Source organism: Agarivorans sp. QJM3NY_25, assembly GCF_050870875.2.
Lineage (GTDB): Bacteria > Pseudomonadota > Gammaproteobacteria > Enterobacterales > Celerinatantimonadaceae > Agarivorans.
On sequence record NZ_CP194041.2, the window covers coordinates 1,111,611 to 1,130,564 of the forward strand.

Annotated in this window: 21 protein-coding genes; 8 read left to right on the forward strand and 13 right to left on the reverse strand. The window is 47.0% G+C overall.

Going from position 1 to position 18,954, the window contains the following annotated elements; translation table 11 throughout:
* Positions 1-73 precede the first annotated feature (73 nt).
* On the forward strand, positions 74-1,531 hold the full coding sequence (locus tag ACRRSW_RS05140) for an FAD-dependent oxidoreductase (RefSeq protein ID WP_432454266.1): 1,458 nt from the start codon (positions 74-76) through the stop codon (positions 1,529-1,531).
* A gap of 54 nt (positions 1,532-1,585) precedes the next feature.
* On the forward strand, positions 1,586-1,933 hold the full coding sequence (locus tag ACRRSW_RS05145; protein WP_432454265.1) for a RidA family protein: 348 nt from the start codon (positions 1,586-1,588) through the stop codon (positions 1,931-1,933).
* A gap of 65 nt (positions 1,934-1,998) precedes the next feature.
* Here ACRRSW_RS05145 and ACRRSW_RS05150 read toward each other — a convergent pair whose 3' ends face one another.
* Positions 1,999-2,169, reverse strand: a complete 171-nt coding sequence (locus tag ACRRSW_RS05150; protein WP_432454264.1) for a hypothetical protein — start codon at positions 2,167-2,169, stop codon at positions 1,999-2,001.
* Positions 2,170-2,383: 214 nt separating this feature from the next.
* Here ACRRSW_RS05150 and ACRRSW_RS05155 point away from each other — a divergent pair, with 214 nt between their 5' ends.
* The 4 genes from ACRRSW_RS05155 (at position 2,384) to ACRRSW_RS05170 (ending at position 7,213) form a co-directional block, all read left to right on the forward strand.
* Positions 2,384-3,625, forward strand: coding sequence for an imelysin family protein (locus ACRRSW_RS05155; RefSeq protein ID WP_432454263.1), 1,242 nt, complete (start codon positions 2,384-2,386; stop codon positions 3,623-3,625).
* 83 nt (positions 3,626-3,708) lie between these two features.
* Complete coding sequence (locus ACRRSW_RS05160; protein ID WP_432454262.1) at positions 3,709-5,106, forward strand: di-heme oxidoredictase family protein; 1,398 nt, start codon at positions 3,709-3,711, stop codon at positions 5,104-5,106.
* Between the two features lie 9 nt (positions 5,107-5,115).
* The gene (locus tag ACRRSW_RS05165; RefSeq protein WP_432461059.1) at positions 5,116-6,099 is read left to right on the forward strand and encodes an imelysin family protein; all 984 of its coding nucleotides are present in this window, start codon (positions 5,116-5,118) and stop codon (positions 6,097-6,099) included.
* Entirely contained in the window at positions 6,086-7,213 is a 1,128-nt protein-coding gene (locus ACRRSW_RS05170; protein WP_432461060.1) for a DUF1513 domain-containing protein, read from the forward strand. Before ACRRSW_RS05165 ends, ACRRSW_RS05170 begins: the two co-directional genes overlap by 14 nt.
* Positions 7,214-7,248: 35 nt before the next feature.
* Here ACRRSW_RS05170 and ACRRSW_RS05175 read toward each other — a convergent pair whose 3' ends face one another.
* The 3 genes from ACRRSW_RS05175 to ACRRSW_RS05185 form a co-directional block, all read right to left on the reverse strand.
* Positions 7,249-8,154, reverse strand: coding sequence for a DMT family transporter (locus ACRRSW_RS05175; protein WP_432454259.1), 906 nt, complete (start codon positions 8,152-8,154; stop codon positions 7,249-7,251).
* A 229-nt stretch (positions 8,155-8,383) separates the two neighbouring features.
* Positions 8,384-9,022, reverse strand: a complete 639-nt coding sequence (locus ACRRSW_RS05180) for a GTP cyclohydrolase II (RefSeq protein ID WP_432454258.1) — start codon at positions 9,020-9,022, stop codon at positions 8,384-8,386.
* Positions 9,023-9,265: 243 nt separating this feature from the next.
* Positions 9,266-10,129, reverse strand: a complete 864-nt coding sequence (locus tag ACRRSW_RS05185) for a virulence protein (protein WP_432454257.1) — start codon at positions 10,127-10,129, stop codon at positions 9,266-9,268.
* Between the two features lie 279 nt (positions 10,130-10,408).
* Between ACRRSW_RS05185 and ACRRSW_RS05190 the strand changes: the two genes are divergently transcribed.
* On the forward strand, positions 10,409-11,035 hold the full coding sequence (locus ACRRSW_RS05190) for a hypothetical protein (RefSeq protein WP_432461061.1): 627 nt from the start codon (positions 10,409-10,411) through the stop codon (positions 11,033-11,035).
* Positions 11,036-11,071: 36 nt separating this feature from the next.
* Positions 11,072-11,218 carry an AraC family transcriptional regulator gene (locus tag ACRRSW_RS05195; protein WP_432456094.1) on the forward strand — a complete coding sequence of 49 codons (147 nt, stop codon included), beginning with the start codon at positions 11,072-11,074 and terminating at the stop codon, positions 11,216-11,218.
* Between the two features lie 150 nt (positions 11,219-11,368).
* On the opposite strand, the gene ACRRSW_RS05200 is transcribed toward ACRRSW_RS05195, so the two are convergent.
* The 9 genes from ACRRSW_RS05200 to ACRRSW_RS05240 form a co-directional block, all read right to left on the reverse strand.
* Positions 11,369-11,869, reverse strand: a complete 501-nt coding sequence (locus ACRRSW_RS05200; RefSeq protein WP_432454255.1) for a GNAT family N-acetyltransferase — start codon at positions 11,867-11,869, stop codon at positions 11,369-11,371.
* Between the two features lie 544 nt (positions 11,870-12,413).
* Positions 12,414-12,569: a hypothetical protein gene (locus ACRRSW_RS05205; protein WP_432454254.1), complete on the reverse strand. Its 156-nt coding sequence runs from the start codon at positions 12,567-12,569 to the stop codon at positions 12,414-12,416.
* Between the two features lie 51 nt (positions 12,570-12,620).
* Positions 12,621-13,490: a hypothetical protein gene (locus tag ACRRSW_RS05210; RefSeq protein WP_432454253.1), complete on the reverse strand. Its 870-nt coding sequence runs from the start codon at positions 13,488-13,490 to the stop codon at positions 12,621-12,623.
* A 530-nt stretch (positions 13,491-14,020) separates the two neighbouring features.
* Complete coding sequence (locus ACRRSW_RS05215; protein WP_432454252.1) at positions 14,021-14,800, reverse strand: heme ABC transporter ATP-binding protein; 780 nt, start codon at positions 14,798-14,800, stop codon at positions 14,021-14,023.
* A 7-nt stretch (positions 14,801-14,807) separates the two neighbouring features.
* Positions 14,808-15,875 (reverse strand): FecCD family ABC transporter permease, encoded by a 1,068-nt coding sequence (locus ACRRSW_RS05220; RefSeq protein WP_432454251.1) that lies wholly within the window; start codon positions 15,873-15,875, stop codon positions 14,808-14,810.
* A 72-nt stretch (positions 15,876-15,947) separates the two neighbouring features.
* On the reverse strand, positions 15,948-16,814 hold the full coding sequence (locus tag ACRRSW_RS05225; protein WP_432454250.1) for a heme/hemin ABC transporter substrate-binding protein: 867 nt from the start codon (positions 16,812-16,814) through the stop codon (positions 15,948-15,950).
* Positions 16,807-17,229 carry an ExbD/TolR family protein gene (locus ACRRSW_RS05230; protein WP_432454249.1) on the reverse strand — a complete coding sequence of 141 codons (423 nt, stop codon included), beginning with the start codon at positions 17,227-17,229 and terminating at the stop codon, positions 16,807-16,809. The genes ACRRSW_RS05225 and ACRRSW_RS05230 overlap by 8 nt, the downstream gene beginning before the upstream one ends.
* Positions 17,226-17,945, reverse strand: a complete 720-nt coding sequence (locus ACRRSW_RS05235) for a MotA/TolQ/ExbB proton channel family protein (protein ID WP_432454248.1) — start codon at positions 17,943-17,945, stop codon at positions 17,226-17,228. The genes ACRRSW_RS05230 and ACRRSW_RS05235 overlap by 4 nt, the downstream gene beginning before the upstream one ends.
* A 4-nt stretch (positions 17,946-17,949) precedes the next feature.
* Positions 17,950-18,807: a TonB family protein gene (locus tag ACRRSW_RS05240; RefSeq protein WP_432454247.1), complete on the reverse strand. Its 858-nt coding sequence runs from the start codon at positions 18,805-18,807 to the stop codon at positions 17,950-17,952.
* Positions 18,808-18,954 lie beyond the last annotated feature (147 nt).

Genomic DNA, 18,954 nt, shown 5'->3' on the forward strand with positions numbered 1-18,954 from the left:
GTATTTCATTGCACTATTGAGGCGGTTAGAATGATGAGCCTAGTGAATATTTTCAGCAGTGGATGACAGTGTAGTGACAAATACTCCCCCAGTGAGGACAGATTCAGACTTTTCTCCGCAGATTGCCATCGTGGGTGGTGGTATTGCCGGTTCCGCAGTTGCTTTAAAACTTGCCGAGCTGGGCGCGAAGGTTAGTTTATTTGAACAAGGTCCAAGTTTGGTGAACGGCCCGCCAGCCTGCCATTTGCATGCGGGAGGGAACCTATATCGAGAAATATCCGATGCACAGTGCCTTAAGCTGTTAGAGCAGTCGATTAATACCTTGCGGGTCTTTCCGCATGCGGTCAATCTTCGTCCTACGGTGATTAGCGTCCCCATGAATGATCCCGGTGAACCTGAAGCGCTGCTGCCTCGGTTGCGAAAGTTGCAGGCGCACTATGCAGATTTAATTCAACAAGATCCGCAAAATCAAAAACTTGGTGCCGCAGAAGATTACTATCGTTTATATAGTCGAGAACAACTGGAAGCGCTGGCTAAACGTGAGCCGCTACAGCAACCTCGTAGCATGGATGATTGGATGATCCCGGTGGCTAAATACTTGGATTTATCGGCTTTCAAATACCCTTTTGTGCAGGTGCAAGAATATGGCTTAAGTTTGTTGCGGGTTGCCGCTACGGTGGCCTTGGCGACGCAGCGTTTAGCCGATTGTTCAGTGCTTACCTCAACCAAGGTGCAGCATATCGAACTGTTGCAAGGCGGCTCACCGCGTTGGCGCGTTGATTATCAAGATCAGCAGGGTCGCCAAAGTATCGAAGTAGACTATCTGATTAACGCCTGTGGTTATCGTAGCGGCGAGTTGGATGATATGGCTAAGTTAAGCCGCAGTCGTATGGTCGAGTTTAAAGCCGCTTACTTAGCCAATTGGCCGAGTCAAAATGGCCGTTGGCCTGAGTTGATCGTGCATGGTGAGCGCGGCACCCCTAATGGTATGGCGCAATTAACCCCTTATCCCGATGGCTTATTTCAACTGCATGGGATGACCGATACCATTACCTTGTTTAAAGGCGGTTTGGTTAAATCTAGCGAGCATAGCGCTCAGCCCGAGTTGAGTCCTTTACTGACTCGTAAGCTCACTCAAGGCTGGCAAAGCGAAGAGGTTGAGCTACGCACCGCAGAGGCTGTCAAACATATGTCCCGTTACCTACCTAGTTTTAAAGATGCTGCTGTGGCGGGTCGGCCACTGTTTGGGGCACAGCAAATCCCGGGGAGTGATCCAAGCCTACGTGCAGCCAGTGTATCTTTTGATAAGACACATTACGCACGAACCGAAATTGTTAAGTTTTCTTCTGCCTTAAGTGCCGCGGAGCAAATCATTAAGAATATTTGTGAGTTAGGTTTACTCAATGCCGAGGCCTCCAATGCGGTGATGAATGAATTACAAAGCACTCAAGGTATCGCCTATCAGCAGGTGCTGGAATTGGCTGAGCAATTGGCTGGGCAACGTCATTACCCGCTATCGTTAGCGCGTTAACATCATCTATTGTTTGCTTACTCGCACTGCGAGTCTATTTATTAAGGCCCTAACATGTCTATTCAACACTTTGAAAGTAAAGCCCGAATGAGCCGAGCTGTGGTTCACAATAATACCGTATACTTATGTGGCCAAGTGGCTAAAGACACAGCCCATGGTATTGCCGAGCAAACGCGTACCACGATTGAAAAAGTGGAACAACTGCTGGCAAGCGTTGGTTCCGATAAGTCGAAGCTATTAAGCGTGACTATTTATTTGCGCAGCATGGATGATTTTGTAGAAATGAACAAAGTGTGGGATGCATGGGTTAGTGATGTGACGCCGCCCGCTCGGGCTTGCGTGCAAGCACATATGGCTCGACAAGAAATTTTAGTTGAGATGTCGGTCACGGCAGCTGTCTAAGGCAGTAAATACTTGATGTGCGAATAAGGCGGCTGGTTGTTGCACCTTTCCAAGGCTGATATTGCTTACTGAATACTGTCTAATACTTGCGCAAATTTAACGGGTATATAGCTACGTTCTTTTAAGTTATATACACTATTTAATGAACAATTGGCCTTCATTGCGAATACCGATGGCGGTATCCCCTTTTTGCGTAAAGCCTTCCAAAACTGTTTTCCATTTACGGTGCTAAGCATGATTTAATCCTCAAGTGAGTTGTAAAACAAACTGACGGCGAGCATTTAACAAAAATTATGTGACAGGCAAATGACATTTTGTAAGTTATTAAATGTCAGTGCATTAGGTTTCCTGTTGTGTTCTTGTTACAAAAGGTCAAGTTTTTGTTTACTTAAAAGCATGCCTCAAAGATAATGATAACAATTATCATATAGATTATCGAAAGGGATGACGATGCACGTATTTAAAATTGCCTTAGGGTCAGCGGCCTTGCTGACCACCAGTGTGTATGCTCAAGTGACACAAACAGAGGTTGTCGCAGATTATGCGGCATTGGCGCATGCTGTATATAGTGATGCACATAGCAGTGCTTTAAGGCTGCAAGAGACTACTCAGGCTCTTATCCAAGCACCTTCAGCTCAGCATTTACTGGCCGCGAAGCAAGCTTGGAAAGTCGCCCGTCGTTTTTATCAGCAAAGTGAAGTGTTTCGTTTTGGTAATCCAATCGTTGATGATTGGGAAGGCCAATTAAATGCTTGGCCCTTGGATGAAGGCCTGATCGATTATGTGGCGAGTGATTACCAATATGAACTGGGTAATCCTGGTGCGACTGCAAATATTATTGCCAATACCACTCTTCAGGTAGGCGAGCAAGCAATTGATTTATCGAATATTACCCCTGAATTATTGGCTTCACTGAATGAGCTTGCTGGCTCCGAAGCGAATGTCGCAACTGGTTATCATGCGATTGAATTCTTATTATGGGGGCAAGATTTGCATGGTACAGAGCCCGGCGCAGGAGAGCGATCTTATACTGATTATGTCAAGGGTGAAGCTTGTACTCATGGTCACTGTGAACGCAGGGGCGATTATCTAGCGGCGGTGAGTGAATTACTGGTGAGCGATTTAGCTTGGATGAGTCAGCAGTGGGCTAAAGGCGGTGATTACCAAACGCAACTCATGGCCGAACCGAGTGAACAGGCCTTGCGCCGAATGATGTTTGGCATGGGTAGCTTATCTTTGGGCGAGCTTGCTGGCGAGCGGATGAAAGTCGCTTTAGAAGCCAATTCCACCGAAGATGAGCACGATTGTTTTAGTGACAATACCCATAACTCTCATTACTACAATAACCGTGGCATCAGCAATGTCTATTTCGCTGAGTTTCAGCGTTTAGATGGTTCGCGCTTTAGCGGTGCCAGTTTGGCGCAATTGGTGGCGCAACAAGCCCCGAAAGTTGCCGAGCATAACCGTTACTCATTTGCTCAATCAATGGCGCAAACGGCTAAGTTAGTAGAAAGTGCCGAAACTAATGGGGTTCACTTTGACCAACTCATTGCGGCTGACAATCTGCAAGGTCATGCTCTGATTAATGGTGCCATTATGGCTTTAGTCGAGCAAACCCGAGCCATTGAAGCCAGTGCCAAAGTGCTCGGTATCGAAAACTTGAATCCTGATACCGCTGATCACGAATTCTAAAAATAACAGGTAAACCATATGAGGGAGCTATAGCTCCCTTTTGTGCTTTCAAAAATAATTATTCATCTTGGGAGAGAGTCAGCGTGAAAGTCACGATGATAAAGTTGATGGCTGTAGCGTTGCTGTTAAGCAACGCAAGTTGGGCCAATGATAAAAAACCGGGTGGGGGGACCACCGTGGGGCGAGTGGACGAGAATGCTTTTTCCTTGCCAGCAGCCAATTTAGATTTTGAAGGTCGCTTAAATTTCAGTACCGGGAATAGTTTCTTTCGTAATCCGTGGGTAGTTGCACCAGCAACCACGATTGCCAGAGATGGCCTCGGCCCCTTGTTTAATACTAATGCTTGCCAAAACTGTCACCTAAAAGATGGTCGTGGACATCCCGCTGAAGTTGGCGACGACAATGCGGTATCGATGCTGGTGCGGATCAGTATTCCGGCGGTGAGCGAGCAACAAAAGGCCCAACAACAGCATGACGGCGTGGTACCGGAACCGACTTATGGGGGGCAAATTCAAGATCAAGCGATTGCGGGTGTCGCGCCCGAAGCCCGGGTGCGTTTTCGTTATACCGATAAACCGTTTCAGTTTGCCGATGGGAGCCAGTTGACGCTGCGAGAGCCGCACTTGCAGGTGGATCAACTCGGTTATGGACCGATGCACCCCGATACCATGTTTTCGCCACGGGTGGCTTCGCCGATGATCGGCCTTGGTTTGCTGGAAAGTATTAGCGAGCAAGATATTTTGGCTAATGCTGATCCAGATGACCGCGATCATGATGGGATCCGTGGACTGGCGAATCGAGTATGGGATCAACAAACACAGCAATTCACTTTGGGGCGTTTTGGTTGGAAGGCCGGGCAACCTAGCTTAATGCAGCAGAATGCGGCGGCCTTTAATGGTGATATTGGCATTACCAGTTTGTTATTTAGCAAAGATCACTGTACCGGGCCTCAAACGGCTTGTTTAGCGGCGACTTCTGGGGTCGATCCCGATGGTTCGGAGGTGAGTGATAAGCTGCTTGGTTTTGTTGAATTTTATTCGCGTCACCTTGGTGTTCCTCGACGCCGTGATTATAACGATCCGCAGGTGAAACAGGGTGATCAATTGTTTACTCAATTGGCTTGTGATAGTTGTCATCGACGCAGCTATACTACGGCTAAACGCCCGCATTTACCGGCTTTAAGTGAGCAGCGAATTTATCCTTATACTGATATGTTGCTGCATGATATGGGCAGTGAGTTAGCTGATGGTCGGCCGGAATATTTAGCCAATGGCCAGCAATGGCGTACGCCGCCATTGTGGGGGATCGGTTTAACCAAGGTGGTGAATGGTCATAGTCAATTTCTGCATGATGGTCGGGCGCGCAATGTTACCGAAGCGATTATTTGGCATGGCGGAGAAGCCAAACCTGCTCGACAGGCCTTTGCTGGTTTAAGTCAAAGCGAACGAGAGGCTCTGGTCGCTTTTGTTAATTCCTTATAGGAAGTTGTCATGAATATTTATTTTTTACGAGTACTGACGTTTAGCCTATTGGGATTGCTGGGGTTGACGTCGGTGCAGGCGGATAATAACCCACGAAGCCTTTGGTTGAAGCAGGAGCAACAGTATATCAGCGGTTTAGGGGGGCAGTTACTTGAGGCTGCGCAGGCTTATCAACAGCAAGTTGCAAGCTATTGTGCTGCGCCTAGTGCCGCTGCTTTAGCCGCCAGTCAGCAAGCTTGGCAAGCTAATTATCAGGCTTATTTACCCCTGCAGGCCAGTGCCTTAGGGCCGCTGCTGGACTTAAAATTAAATTGGGCGATTAGTTACTGGCCAGATAAAAAAGACACCACGGGACGCAAGGTAAAGGCAGCATTAAGTGTGGCCGAACCCAAGCTCAGTACCACGCATAGTAATTTGCGCAGCCAAGCGTATTTATTATTTAGTGAATTGACGGCCAAACAGCGTTGCGATGTCTTATCGTCCCAGTTCAGTCGGTATTTACCCGTGGTGACGCTCGTGAGTAAAGGCCTGCAAAGCCTTGCAATACATCAAGACCAAGCGCCGCTCTTTCCACAGTTAAGCAGCGATCTACTGAACAGCTATCGTTTACAAAGTAGTATTATGCTGCGCAAGTACCGTGCGCTTTATTCCGAGAAACATCAACGCTTGCGACCTTATCAAGGAGAAGCGTGGCGCGCTAATATCAGCCTGCACTTACTCAACCAACAACTCGCTTTATTACAGCAACGTTATACGAAATATTTGGCAGTTTATCTGCAACAGCTTGAGCCCACGCTTGCCAAGCAGGTTTCGCAACAGTTTGCGGCGGTGTTGGCCAGCATGCCTCAACAAGAGCCGTTAGCAGAGCAAAGCGATTTAAGTGCTTGGCAGCAGGCTGAACCACAACTGGCACGCTTGGATAGTTTGTTTATGGAACAGATCCCGCAAGCCTTGTCGATTGATTTAGGGTTTAATAATAATGATGGCGACTAAATTAAATCGCCGTCAATTATTGGTGCGGCTCGGTTGTTTAAGCCTGGGGTGTGGTTGGTTTCGTCCCGGGCTTGCGGCTAAATTATTACTTGAAGCAGACGATGCTCAAGCGAGCAACATGTTGCTCTTGGGCTGCTCCAAGCAAGAGCTGGAGTATCAATTGAGCGCGGTAACGCTTGATGGGGCAGTGCAATATCAAATCCCTTTGGCCGCGCGAGGCCATGAGGTGGCCGTGGCAAAACCGGAGTTTGATTTGGCGGCTTGTGTCGCGCGCCGCCCGGGGAAATTCATCGTGCTATTTAATCCTCGTCACGGTGAAATTCTCGATACTCTGCAGCCACCTATGGGCATGCATTTTTATGGGCATGCGAGTTTCTCTGAAGATGCTTTGCGCATGTTTGTTACCGCGGGCGAGCAGGATAGCAGTGAAGGTTATGTGCTGGTTTATTCACGCTCCGACTCGGCAACGGCTTGGCAGCTAAGTGCCCGTTGGCCGCTTGGCGGCTTGGGTCCCCATCAGTTATTGGTATTACCTGGGCAACGTTTAGTGGTGGCTGTGGGGGGGATCCATACTCGAGGCCGTGAAAAGCTTAACCTTGCGACGATGCGTCCGTCCTTGATTTATCTCAACAGCCTTAATGGTGAGCAGTTAATGCGTCGAAGCCTCGCTGATCATCGGCTTAGTATTCGTCATTTGGCTTACTCAGCGCATAGCGATACCCTATGGTTGGCTTGTCAGGGGCAAGATCCGGAGGCTGAAATTAGTTCTCTTGTGTACTCTCATCATGGTGAGGGGCCGCTGGTGGCTCTGGATCCCGATGCTGATTATTGGGGCTTATTCGATCGCTATGTTGGCAGTATTGCCTGTAGTCAGGGAGAAGTTTTAGCCAGTTCTCCTCGGGGGGCCAAATTGGGAGTGTGGTCGGAGGCGCAAGGCGAGTTGAGTCACTTAGTGCAAATGGATGATGTTTGTGGTTTGGCTGGTGGCGAAACGACTTGGGTAGCAAGCACTGGGCAAGGCCAATTACTCGGGCAACGAGGCTCTGGGGAAGATTGGCGGGCACAAAGCCCGCTGCAATGGGATAACCACCTTAATCTGATCGCCTTACCCTAAGTCACAGTGCTTTGTCGTGGCTAAGCGCTGTATTGCTAGTTGGCGAGCGGTGGTTGAGCACGACGGCGAAGCGGATTGCCCTTGGTAAATACAATCAGATTCCCAATGAATACGGTGGCGACTCCCAGCAAGGCTAGTGGTGTCCATTGGTAGCTTTCGAACAGGGTCGATAGGCCTAAGGCAACCACAGGAAACAGCACCGTAGTGTAGGCGGCTTTTTGTGGGCCTAAGCGTCCCACCAAGATCAGGTAGAAGCTAAAACCTAACACCGACCCCACTAAGGCAAGGTAGAATAAGCTACTCAAATACTTCACAGAGCTAGTGAGATGAAAACCTTGGCCGCTGAGCAGGCACCACAATAGCAGGAAGCTTGCGCCATAGGCCATGCCATAGGCATTGACTGACAACACCGGCAAGCCTTGCTTTTGCTGTTTTGCTGAAAGCACATTGCCTAAAGAGAAGCAGTAAGTGCCCGCCAATGCCATCAAAAGCCCAAGCACTTGCTTACCCAAGCCTTCACTTTGTTGTAGATTAGGGTAAAACAATAACACGATACCACTAATCCCAATGGCTCCGCCCACTAATAGCCTTAGACTCGGACGTTGTTTATAGAACAGCCAACTGTTGCCCATATTCATGATGGTGGCGATGGAAAATATAATCGAGATCAGTCCACTGGGGATGTATTGTGCGGCATGATAAAACAGCATGAAATTACAGCTAAATAGGCACAGGCCTAATAGTAAGCAACTGAAGTGTTGTTTTGGGTTGAGCTTTTGTAAGCGTCCGCTGAGGCGTAAAAAAATCATTAATATTAACGCGGCGATAGCAAATCGATACATGATGGAATTAGCGATGGGCACATCGCCAATTTGATAGGCTATCGCTAACCAAGTTGTCCCCCAGATCCCTACGGTTGCTACATAAATAAGAGCAATCATTTAAGCTTTCCTTGCGCGGCCATCGATACCCAATTAAAGAGTTCTATTATGCTGGAGTCGTCAGGCCGATGATTACAGATCTTTGCGCAATTTTAGGTGTTTTTATCGAATCTTGCGCATTTTACAAAAAGAGCAGCCGCCTCGCGGTTTGTATTGTGGCGGTGAAGTGCCGCTCAGGGCACTCTTCGCTTGGACTGTTTTGTTCGTTACTCGGTAGGGACTGAGTGGTTTACTCAGAAGACAGCAGATCTTTACTGAGTTTGAGTCGATGTTTACCGCGGGTGGCTTTGGTTACTAGGTAATAATGGTTGTCGACTTTACGATAGACCCCTGTGCTTTCCATTTCGCTGACGATAATGCCATTTTCTTCGAGGGCAGTTTGTTTACGTGGGTTGTTGCTGAGTAGCTTCAGCTGGTTCACTCCCATCGCTTTAAGCATTTGAGCTGCTTCGCCAAAGTCTCGCAAGTCGTCATCAAAGCCCAATTGATTATTAGCGCTATAGGTGTCGATACCCTTAATTTGCAGCTGATAGGCATCCAGCTTGTTGTATAAACCGATCCCACGGCCTTCTTGGCGCATATACAGGATAATGCCACCTTGCTCGGCCATTTTTTCGATGGCTTCATTGAGCTGTTCACCGCAATCACACCGTGAAGAACCAAATACATCGCCGGTTAAGCATTCAGAATGGATCCTCACTAGAGGGTTTTGTTGTTGGCTGTCGGCATTTTTGAAGACCAGTGCGACATGTTCTTTATCACTACTCAGATCTCTAAATGACAGCATTTCGGCAGGAATATCGCTGCGGCGTCCAACTTGAAAGGGGACTCGGGTGCGAATACGGGTGGTGTTTTCTGCTGGCTTCATCAATGCGCTCCATTACAACGGCGATGGCGAAGTGTATAAATTCATTCTAGCAAATGCAAAGCCTTCCTCTGCGTAAAATTTACTGGTTGTGGTTCAGCTATCCTAAAAACCTGATGGAGATGACAATCAAAAGCATTTTCACCATCCCTCTTACAGAAACGTAAATTGATTTTTTTGGGGGGGGCTAAACTTGAACGACTCAGCTTTTTAAGGTGAATGATTTAAGTGAAGATTCCAGCTAAATTAAAAACGGTAGCCTAGGTTTAACATAAGGCTGGTACGTTGGCCCATTCCTAGTTCTAGTAGTGCCGCCAGTCGGTCGTTGAGAGAGACTTGAGCGCCTAATAGTGCATTCCATTGTGTTTTTAATCGCTGATTTACATCAAACCTCGTATTACTCGGAAATTGCGGAGGGAGAGCGATCCCGAGTTCGGATATATCACCATGAAAACTTTGCTCTAAGTTTTGGTACATCATTCCCCCCCACAGTTGAATGCTGTGGCCGCTGACTTCCCAGCGATAGCCAAGGCGAGGGCTAATGACGAGCGTATTGACTTCACCATTCAGAATATCGAGATCGGTGCGGCTATAGTTAATGTCGAATACACTAAACCAGTTGCCAATTCCCGCGACAAGGGTACTGCCGACGCCATAGGTAAGGCCTTTAAACTCGAGGTCTATTTGAAAAGGACTTAATAAAGGCTGACCTGCGAAGTTGATTTGTGCGTCGCTAATGCTGCTACCTTTGGTATAGCCGAGTAGCCCGTAAACATTTAAAAAGGGGCTGAGCCACAGATCGGCTTTAAAACTCAATGTTTCGGAATCTTGCACTGCATCACTGGTTTCAATATCAATTAAGGGCTCTAGTGCTCCTAAGCCTGAGAAAGAAATGTTATCGCTCGTTAAAGATTGCGACATTCCCAGATAATTTAGGCTGAAGCCATAGGGTTTCGGCAAGCTTTGGTTGCGCTGTTTTGCCTGCTCTGCCCCCATAGGAAAATAGGGTTTCTCTTCAGAATCGAAGTTATCTTCGACGACAGCCTCGGCGAAGAAGGGGGAATAGAAAGCGATAAATAGGCTTGCTTTCAGCCACTGAAGCTTAGTCATGAGATCCTTCTTTCGGTGATTACAGTGAATATTTTTAGGGGCGTTAAAGCCACCTTGCTATTGAGCGAAGAGTTACATCCGGATGTTACTAGGAGGGATGCCACAGCCGAACAAGCTTTGTCGTAAGTCTATCGACCGTGCTTATCATTTTGCCGTGGATTCTATTGAAAGTATTCAATTAAAACAAGCCATCTTTGCTTCTGATACGCTTGCTTAATCTTAATTCGTACTTATGATGGACGAATCTCCCTGAGCAAGCAGCCATGCGCTGGTGGCGTGATGAATTATTCACATTTATATCAACAAAATCAACGAGTTCATGTTTTCGAACGGCTGAGCAACGCTCGGGCAGTGCTGCATAACCGTGTCAATTTGAATCGGCAGTTAGGTTTTGCGCTGTGGTCTAATCAGGATGATGTGACTTCCTATCAGAAGCCAGAACACCACACCCTCAGTCTCTATCTGTCTGGCGGATATCAAACCAAACGGGTGCTTGGAGCGCAGTCGATTGGCGGTGGAGCACTGGGCAAGTTATGCATCATGCCTGCAGGGCATGAATCACATTGGCAGGTTGATGGCCCCTTGCGTTTTGTACATCTGTACTTTTCAGATGATGATCTCAGTCGCTGTATCGAGCAGACTTGGGATAAAAGTGCGGCACAAGTTAGCCTACAAGATTTAACTTTTATCGACGAACTGGCCATCAGCAGCCTACTGCAACACTGGGCTTTGAAGTTAAACTGGCAAGACGGCAGTGCGCAACTGGCCTTCGAATCAGTAAGCCTACTATTACTTGGCTATTTGCCGAAAAACTATGTCGATAGGCGTTTTACTGACTTACCAAGCAGCGGTGGTTTAGCTCCATTTCCGTTGCAGCGTTGCCAAGATTTCATCGAACAAAACTAGCTTCCAACTAAGCTTACACCAGTTAGTCAGCTTAGTCTGGTCGAGCTTGCTTACCAGCTCGGATTTTCTTCTCAGGCTCACTTTAGTGCTCGTTTTAAAAGCTTTACTGGGTATCGTCCCTTGGCTTATCGTCGCTCGCACAAGAGAGCAGCCCAATTTATCCATGTTGGTGGCTTCCTATAAGCGCAGCTGTCGCTTGCAAGGGATTCATTGCTATCCATATTGTGATTAATGTGAATATTTGGAAAGTCTGACTTAGCGTGGCGATCTGTTGAACAGTTATGCTGCTTGCAGGCAACATTGCAGGGCCGGGTCGTGAATCGTCATCACGCCTTAGCTGGCAATGAAACCATGGTCTGGTCGTATTCTGGACATGATGTGCATATCGATATAGCGACCCGATTTAAAGGTACTTAGCCTTTTTGTTCCTTCTATTTCAAAGCCGACCCGTTTATAAAGTGATATCGCCGCTGAGTTGTCAATATGTACTTCCAACTCTAAACGAACGAGGTTAAGCCAATTATCAGCTTGGTTTATCGCTTCTTGTAATAGTGCTTTGCCAATACCTTTGCCGTGAGCGTCGGGGTGTACTGCAATTGCAATCCCTGCACAGTGTCTATCTCGAATTTTGTTGGTTAAGAAAAGCGTTATGTGGCCTACAACTTTGCCGTTACTCTCAGCTACTAAGGTGTATTGCTCTAGATTATCAAATAAATTAGCCACAATATCAGAGCTAAGAAAAGGTAACTGAGAGGTATTTTCAGAAACCGATGAAAAGCTATAGATATCAAATAAATCGGTATTATCTGATCGTTCCAAGCGCCTGATTTTCATTGTTCAATTCACTCCTGATTAAAATCTATGGTGAGTACATTATGCGACTGAGCTAGAAGTGTATCGTAAATCTGGGGAAGTCCAAATAGCTTACTATGTTCGTTGGATTGCTTATGCATCGCTTATCTAAAGCCCCACAGGGCGCAGCAATTGAATTGATTATTTGCTAAAAGTAGGTCAAAGTATCGCTGTGAAAACCGCTATCCTTCGTGAAGCAATAATCAGGATGGTCAATTCCAAGCTGGTTGTTTCCTTATTAACTTACTCATTCAAATCAAATTTTTCTAAATTAGTCACTTATCTAGAGATTGTTGCGTTAGCGGACCAATTTGCAGATTTAGTGCTCTAGATTTTAAATATCACTGGTAATCACGTCCTAAAAATTCTGATGCTTGTTGCGCATCCACTGTGTCAATTAACCGTCCCAAGTAAAGCGTCAATCACTTTGGACTGACGCTTTACCTAAGCTTAGGTAACTGAGCAAATCGATTGTGAACCAGGAAGGTTTAATGTTTATCGAGCCAACGGTTTTGGTTTCTTAGACTTAAATAACGACCGGGAATCTGTACTGGGGGGGACGCATAATTTGTGGCTGATAATTAAATACCGAGCCAATTTGTTGCTCGGTGAGCACTTGCTCAGGAGAGCCACGAGTCACTGCGCTTGATGTCTGGTTATCGGCAAATTTATTCTGCGTCATAAGTTGCTCATATAATAAATCAGATTGGTATAAGTTGTGAGCAGCGTTCGCTTACTCAAGACGATAGAACCATTTTGCATCAATCGCATTGAATTTCTCACTGTTCAATGGGTTTTTAATATGGATGGCGGTTCGCGTTGCAAGCTGAGCTTTGCCGAGACCCTCCTTCATAAATGGATGGTTGCTCATTAGTCGCTGATAACTCCCTTGCGAGTAGGCGTTTTCTAAGCCCTTGATGATGTCGGCATAGAGTTCGGTGTTTTCTTTATTGACATAAAAGAAATGCCCCGATGGATAGACCAGCACCAGGCTATTCTCAATCACCAGATTTGGCAGTTTTGCTTTGTAGAACCGGAGGAATCCGTAGATTTCTCCCGCCCCTAATGGAAAGAAATCAAACCGTTCTCTATCAAGCATTTTAAGTAAGTTCTCGATCTTGGACGAGGTTATTACCTGCAAACCTGCGCTTTTTAAAATGACCACATCCGGCCAAGCTCTTCCCTGACCCGCAGTTTTGCTGTGAAGTTGTTGTAAAGTTTTAATCTTGGCAAAATCTTCAACTTGATTTTGGTGGATAATAAACAGTCGCCACCCCAGCAGTCCGCCATCGAGGGGAATGGGAACCATGTTGAACTGTTCTTCCAGCGAACTATCGGCCGCGTTGTCTGCGGCAGAGAGTTTACCCTCGCTCAACAGGCTAAAAGCCCGCTCTGTGTTGACTGCTAAGGGATAGAGTTGCAGTTGATATGGTTTTCCACTGTTCTTGAGCGCTAAGGCCATCATTTGATAGCCAAAGCTGGCTTCCTCAAGTCCATCAATATTTGGATACATAACGATAGTCTTGGCTGAGCCATCGCTGAATATACTGCTAAATCCGAATATGAGGCAAACAGATAAAAGCAGAATGGATACTCGTTTCATAAGTTCTCCTTTGAGCAACGTTACAACGTTCTACAAAAGAGGGGCCTTTCTCCCGGCGGCGCTCACTTTCAGGGGGAGTCCAGCTTGCTAGTAAAGCCTGAACATCATGCTCCTCAAGTCCTGTGTTTGTTATAGGCCAGTCAGACAAAAGTCTCCTGTTAGCTGTAAAGCACCATGCTCTAAGTTCAACACGTTTATACATATAAATTTAGCACATTTATCCTAGACTGAGGCTGATTCAGCATCATTTTGGTGCTATTTATGGCTTGGATAATTGGCGTCAAAACAATAAATGCTTAACCTGAATTAGGTGGTCAATGAATCGTCCATGATACTGCTATTTTTATTGCGGTCCAGATTGCTAAAATTAGATAAATATCTTTTATTTCTGTGTGTTACCCGTGATTGATGTTTTGAATATCAGTCGCAGGGCAGTGAACGCTTCGCTTAGTTAAGGGGGAACAGGCTTATTGCAAGCCTGCTGAGGAAGTACACAGAGGAGGATGACCGATAGTCTGAGCGACTACAGTTTAAATGATCACCGGAAAGCCATATTTGGGGTGGCGCATAATTTGTGGCTGATAATTAAATACCGTGCCAATTTGTTGCTCGGTGAGCACTTGCTCAGGAGAGCCATCGCCACATATTTCACCTTGCTTTAATAATACGATTCGCTCGCAGTAACGTGAGGCAAGGTTGAGATCGTGCACCACACTGATCACCGTGGCACCTTGCTGGCTTAGTTTTGAGGCATGTTGCATCAAGGCTTGCTGGTGGTTTAAATCTAAGGCGCTGGTGGGCTCGTCTAAGAGTAAGATTTGTTGTTCTATTGGGGTGTCGGCGAGTTGCGCTGTGACGCGAGCATAGTGAACCCGCTGTTTTTCACCGCCCGATAGTTGCGGGTAGGGCGTATCGCGATAGTGCCAAATGTCCATCAATTCCAGTTGTTGTTCAACGATTTGTAGCTGCTGCTGGTGGCTTAATTTACTGTTGATTAAGCCGAGACTAACTACCTCGCTAACGCTAAAGGCAAAGCTTAAGGCTGAACTTTGCGGGAGTACCGCGAGATGGCGGCTTAATTCTGTGCGTCGCCAGTGTTTGCGTTGGCGTTGTAAAATACTGAGTATGCCGGTGGGGGCTTCAAGATCGCCAGAAATGAGCTTGAGTAGTGAGCTTTTACCTGCCCCATTAGAGCCCAACAAGGCGGTATGTTGGGCTGGATAAAACGCCAGTGATAGGTCTTTAAAGAGTTGCTTTTTACCCAGAGTGAGACCGATGTTGCTGAGCTGTACGGTAGTTGAAAGAGTCATAGTCGTCCTAGGCAATGCGTTGCCGCTGTTGTAACAGCAAGAATATGAAGAAGGGCGCGCCAACCAGTGCGGTCACGATGCCTACGGGGAGCTCAGCAGGACTAATGATCATCCGTGAAATAAGATCCGCCATTAACAATAGTGCTGCGCCGAGTAAGCCGCTAAAAGGAATGAGTTGTTGGTGGTTGGGCCCAAGTAACATTCTCACTAAATGGGGAACCACTAAGCCGACAAAACCAATTAAGCCGGATACCGACACTGCAATCCCCACTCCCAGCGCGGTAAAGAAGATCAGTTGACTCTTGAGTTTTTGTACATCGATGCCTAGGTGGCCAGCTTCTGCTTCGCCTAATAATAGTGCGTTTAAGGCCTTGGCTTTGCGGCAAAACACTACCGTGAGTATGGTCAAGGTAATAAAAGCCAATAAGATATTATTCCAGCTGGCTCCCGCCAGTGATCCCATTTGCCACAGGCTCAAGTCGCGTAGCATTTGATCGTTAGCCAAATAGCTTAATAGGCCGATCCCAGCACCAGAAAGCGCACCAATGGCGATGCCCGCTAATAACATCATGACCACCGAAGTCCCATTGGCTGTTGTCCCCAAGCGATAAACCAAGATAGTGGTGATAAAGCCGCCGACAAAGGCAAACAGTGGTATTGCCAGACTACTCACCACGTTTGGGAGCTGCCAATCTAATAGACTCAGCAGCACAATGGCTATGGCAGCGCCAGCAGCACTGCCGCTTGAGACGCCAATAATACCGGGGTCGGCTAAAGGATTACGAAATAAGCCCTGCATGACCGCGCCGCACATGGCTAAAATAGCTCCCACGGCGATGCATAACAGGGTGCGCGGTAGGCGGATACCGGTGATCACTAGTTGGTAGTGAGCTGGAGCATCTGAATGCAGAGAAAAAGGCACTAAAGCTCTTAAAGCGTCTGCCACGGGAATGCTCATCGGCCCTTGAGTGACAGACAACAAGCCTGCGGCAATGAGTAACAGTAAGGAGGCCAACATAAACCAGCGAGACAAGCTGATTTTGGGGGAGACCGACTTTGGCGAAAATAGCGACATTAATACAACCTTGTAAAGGTTAAATAGCGAGTAATTGAGCTTATACATTCAGCTCTGTTTATATTATTGGGCTTATTGTAGGCGTTGGCTTAGCCGTGTTGCTTGTTCTAAGCTTGCTAAACCTAAGCCACCAATTAGTGCATGTCCATCAATCGCATAAATTGCGAGCTGTTGTCCAGCGGGCGTCGCCGCTAATACCGGAAAACTATCAATTACACCTTGTGGCCCACCGAGGGCGTCTAAACTTCGTTGGCTAAATAATAACAGTTCTGGTTGCAAGGCTAAAATGGCTTCGTTCGAGAGCGGTTTGTAGCTGTTAATATGCGGTTTTGCAAGGTTTACTGCACCAGCCAGTTCGATGATGCTATTGGCGGCTGTGTGATCTCCCGCCGCCATTAGTTTTTTGCCATCGTGGCTGATGAAAAATAAGCTATTGAGTTGGCGAGCAGTTTTAGCTTGTTGTTTTAAGTGGCTAATTTGTTGTTTTAGTTTGGCTTGTAGCTGTTGCCCTTGTTGCGGATGGCCTAATAATTCTGCGAGTTGGACTATCCGTTGCTCGAGGCCAGCGATAGTCGCTTCACTATTTAAACGATGTACTGCAATTCCAGCTTGCTGCAATTGAAGCAAGCTACTTTCGGGCCCCATTTCATCACTGCCAATTAAACCATCTAGACCTAAAGCGAGTAAGGCTTCGGCGCTGAGTTGGCGATGATAACCAACCACCGGTAGCTTAAGCCGAGGTGGCAGGTCACTGGTTGAATCTACTGCTACCAGTTGTTTCTCAGCGCCAAGGGCTATCACTATTTCGGTAATGTTAGCACCAGCACTCACCACGTGTTTTAGTGGCGACTCTGCAACGCTGATTGACGAGTAGAATAGGCTCGCGATAGTTAGGCAGAATAGCGGTGAAAGAAAGCGCAAAGGTTGATGCTTAATCATGTTTTTTTTCCATTAAAATTTGAGTGGTCTCTATCTTGAGTTGTTGTAATAATTCAAGCAATTTGAGCAATTGTTCGACTGGAACTTGGCGCTCGCTGGCGAGGCTGGTATGAGCCAAAGGTTGTTGTTGGCTCTGCTGTTTTAAGGCAGCGGCAAAGGTTTGAAAGTTTTGATAACGTTGTTGTCCAAGCCCCCATTTAGGTGATTCCGCAAATAGACTCAACTGTAGCTCGGCGGGTTGCTTTGCAGCTTGGGGCTGTGCTTGTTCGGTTTGTGGCAGGTTCATCTTCATCTGATAAACCCGAGAGTTTGCCGTGAGCAGCAGAAACACCAATACAATGAAGATAATGTCTAATAGGGCTGTTAGGTCCGGCATCATGCTGAAGCCACTATTTTTTTGTTCTATACGGATCATGCGGGGCTCTGAAGTTCGGGTTGAAAGGCCGCAAGGGTTTTTGCATCGTCGGCAAGGGTATCGACACCTTCAATCATCAAGTTGGCTTGATTGATCATTGTTTCCAGTTGGTGCACGATTTGATCCTTCCACAAACTCAAAGCATGCGCAAAGGCAAGTGCGGGAACCGTCACCATTAAGCCTGCTGCGGTGGTATACATCGCTGTCCCAAGGCCTTGTGCTAGCATTGCTGGGTTAATTGCTTGCTCGGTACTGGCCAGAACATCGAACATCTCAATTAAGCCAAGCACGGTGCCGAGTAAGCCGAGTAAGGGACTAATTAGCGCTAGAATGTGTAAGGCTTTGAGACCTCGAGAGAGTTTTTGTTGCTGTTGGCGTAACCAAACGGCTGCTATTTCCTCACGAAGTGTCTTGCTTTGATGACGATGAACCAGCAATAGGCAAATTGCTTTGCGGGCGAGGCTACGAGATTGGGAAAAACAGCGAGCTCCTGGCTGGCAGGACGTTTGATTATTGACCAGCAGGTGAGTGGCTAATTGTAACCAATTTCGTTGATAGTTACTGAGTTGCACCGTGGCTAAGCTGATCACTCGTTCGGCAATGATTGCGCAGGCGAGTATTGAACAGGCGATGATTGGCCAACGTAAGTCGCCGAGCTGGTCTGCGGTGATGATTTGGCTAAAAGCCGTTAGTTTATCCATAGAGAATATTTGCATAGGGTCAACTTAATTTAAATTTAATCGGAATAAATACGCGAGACATTTGCGCTTGACCGTCAATCACTAGTGGCTTAAAGGGCCATTGTTGAACGGCGTTTAATGCGGCTTGGTCGAGGCTACTAATGCCTGAGCTAGTGCTTATTTCCCGCTTGATTTGCCGTCCTTTAGGGTCTAACCAAACTTCCACTATCACTTTGCCCTGCTGTCCGCGTTTTTTTGCCAAGCGTGGATAGACCGGGGCTTTCGGTGGATGGGCAAATTGTGGCTGGCTATTGAGTCTTGGTAGTTGTGCTAGACCTTGTTGCGGACTCGGTTTCGAGCGGCTCGATTGTTGCGGTATTCCTGAGGTGGTTTGAGTTAATTGCTCAGCCTCTGGTATTAATTTGTTAGGGTTAGTGCGCTGCTGATTAACTGGCTTTGCTTTGGGGTGAGTTGTGGGCAGAGGCGTCTTTTTAGTTTGTTGCGGTTGCGCTGCTTGGGTTTGGCGGACGGCGTGAAGCAGTGCGTCTGTTGGGGGCTGTTTTTCATGCTCAACGATTCCTATCGATTTAGTTGGTGTCGTTTGGGGTTTAGGCTTGCGCTTTGGTTTTTGAGCGGGGGGCGGAGATAACTCGCTCTGCATCACCGACTGAGGAGGATGTTCGACCAGAGCTTGGGCGACATCTGGCTCGCCTATAAAAGGAGCTTCAGCTTGCTCTGGCGCATTCAATATTTTGGTACTAATACTGATTCCATCGACCTTCGATGCCACAATGTCGCCACTACTATTTAGTTGCAGAGGGCTTGGTGAAGGTTTAAGTAATATAAAATAGGCGTGGATAGCAGCGGATAGCGCGATCGCGATAGTTAACTTTCCCATCTATTTTTATTCCGCTATTGCCCTCAATTAAGCAACAGAATATCGATAAAACAAATTCAAGTAAATACAAATGATAATGATTTGCATTCGATTGATGATTGGGTTAAGGTGGTTATATTGTTGTTAAGCGGACGGTCGCGTTTGCTT

What these genes read in the sequence shown, in the direction of transcription:
- ACRRSW_RS05225 (WP_432454250.1), bottom strand. Translation starts at nt 16,814, where the DNA reads ATGATTAAGCATCAACCTTTGCGCTTTCTTTCACCGCTATTCTGCCTA.
- ACRRSW_RS05170 (WP_432461060.1), top strand. Translation starts at nt 6,086, where the DNA reads ATGATGGCGACTAAATTAAATCGCCGTCAATTATTGGTGCGGCTCGGT.
- ACRRSW_RS05190 (WP_432461061.1), top strand. Translation starts at nt 10,409, where the DNA reads ATGAATTATTCACATTTATATCAACAAAATCAACGAGTTCATGTTTTC.
- ACRRSW_RS05205 (WP_432454254.1), bottom strand. Translation starts at nt 12,569, where the DNA reads ATGACGCAGAATAAATTTGCCGATAACCAGACATCAAGCGCAGTGACT.
- ACRRSW_RS05150 (WP_432454264.1), bottom strand. Translation starts at nt 2,169, where the DNA reads ATGCTTAGCACCGTAAATGGAAAACAGTTTTGGAAGGCTTTACGCAAA.
- ACRRSW_RS05165 (WP_432461059.1), top strand. Translation starts at nt 5,116, where the DNA reads ATGAATATTTATTTTTTACGAGTACTGACGTTTAGCCTATTGGGATTG.
- ACRRSW_RS05230 (WP_432454249.1), bottom strand. Translation starts at nt 17,229, where the DNA reads ATGATCCGTATAGAACAAAAAAATAGTGGCTTCAGCATGATGCCGGAC.
- ACRRSW_RS05240 (WP_432454247.1), bottom strand. Translation starts at nt 18,807, where the DNA reads ATGGGAAAGTTAACTATCGCGATCGCGCTATCCGCTGCTATCCACGCC.
- ACRRSW_RS05145 (WP_432454265.1), top strand. Translation starts at nt 1,586, where the DNA reads ATGTCTATTCAACACTTTGAAAGTAAAGCCCGAATGAGCCGAGCTGTG.
- ACRRSW_RS05155 (WP_432454263.1), top strand. Translation starts at nt 2,384, where the DNA reads ATGCACGTATTTAAAATTGCCTTAGGGTCAGCGGCCTTGCTGACCACC.
- ACRRSW_RS05185 (WP_432454257.1), bottom strand. Translation starts at nt 10,129, where the DNA reads ATGACTAAGCTTCAGTGGCTGAAAGCAAGCCTATTTATCGCTTTCTAT.
- ACRRSW_RS05200 (WP_432454255.1), bottom strand. Translation starts at nt 11,869, where the DNA reads ATGAAAATCAGGCGCTTGGAACGATCAGATAATACCGATTTATTTGAT.
- ACRRSW_RS05175 (WP_432454259.1), bottom strand. Translation starts at nt 8,154, where the DNA reads ATGATTGCTCTTATTTATGTAGCAACCGTAGGGATCTGGGGGACAACT.
- ACRRSW_RS05220 (WP_432454251.1), bottom strand. Translation starts at nt 15,875, where the DNA reads ATGTCGCTATTTTCGCCAAAGTCGGTCTCCCCCAAAATCAGCTTGTCT.
- ACRRSW_RS05215 (WP_432454252.1), bottom strand. Translation starts at nt 14,800, where the DNA reads ATGACTCTTTCAACTACCGTACAGCTCAGCAACATCGGTCTCACTCTG.
- ACRRSW_RS05210 (WP_432454253.1), bottom strand. Translation starts at nt 13,490, where the DNA reads ATGAAACGAGTATCCATTCTGCTTTTATCTGTTTGCCTCATATTCGGA.
- ACRRSW_RS05180 (WP_432454258.1), bottom strand. Translation starts at nt 9,022, where the DNA reads ATGAAGCCAGCAGAAAACACCACCCGTATTCGCACCCGAGTCCCCTTT.
- ACRRSW_RS05235 (WP_432454248.1), bottom strand. Translation starts at nt 17,945, where the DNA reads ATGCAAATATTCTCTATGGATAAACTAACGGCTTTTAGCCAAATCATC.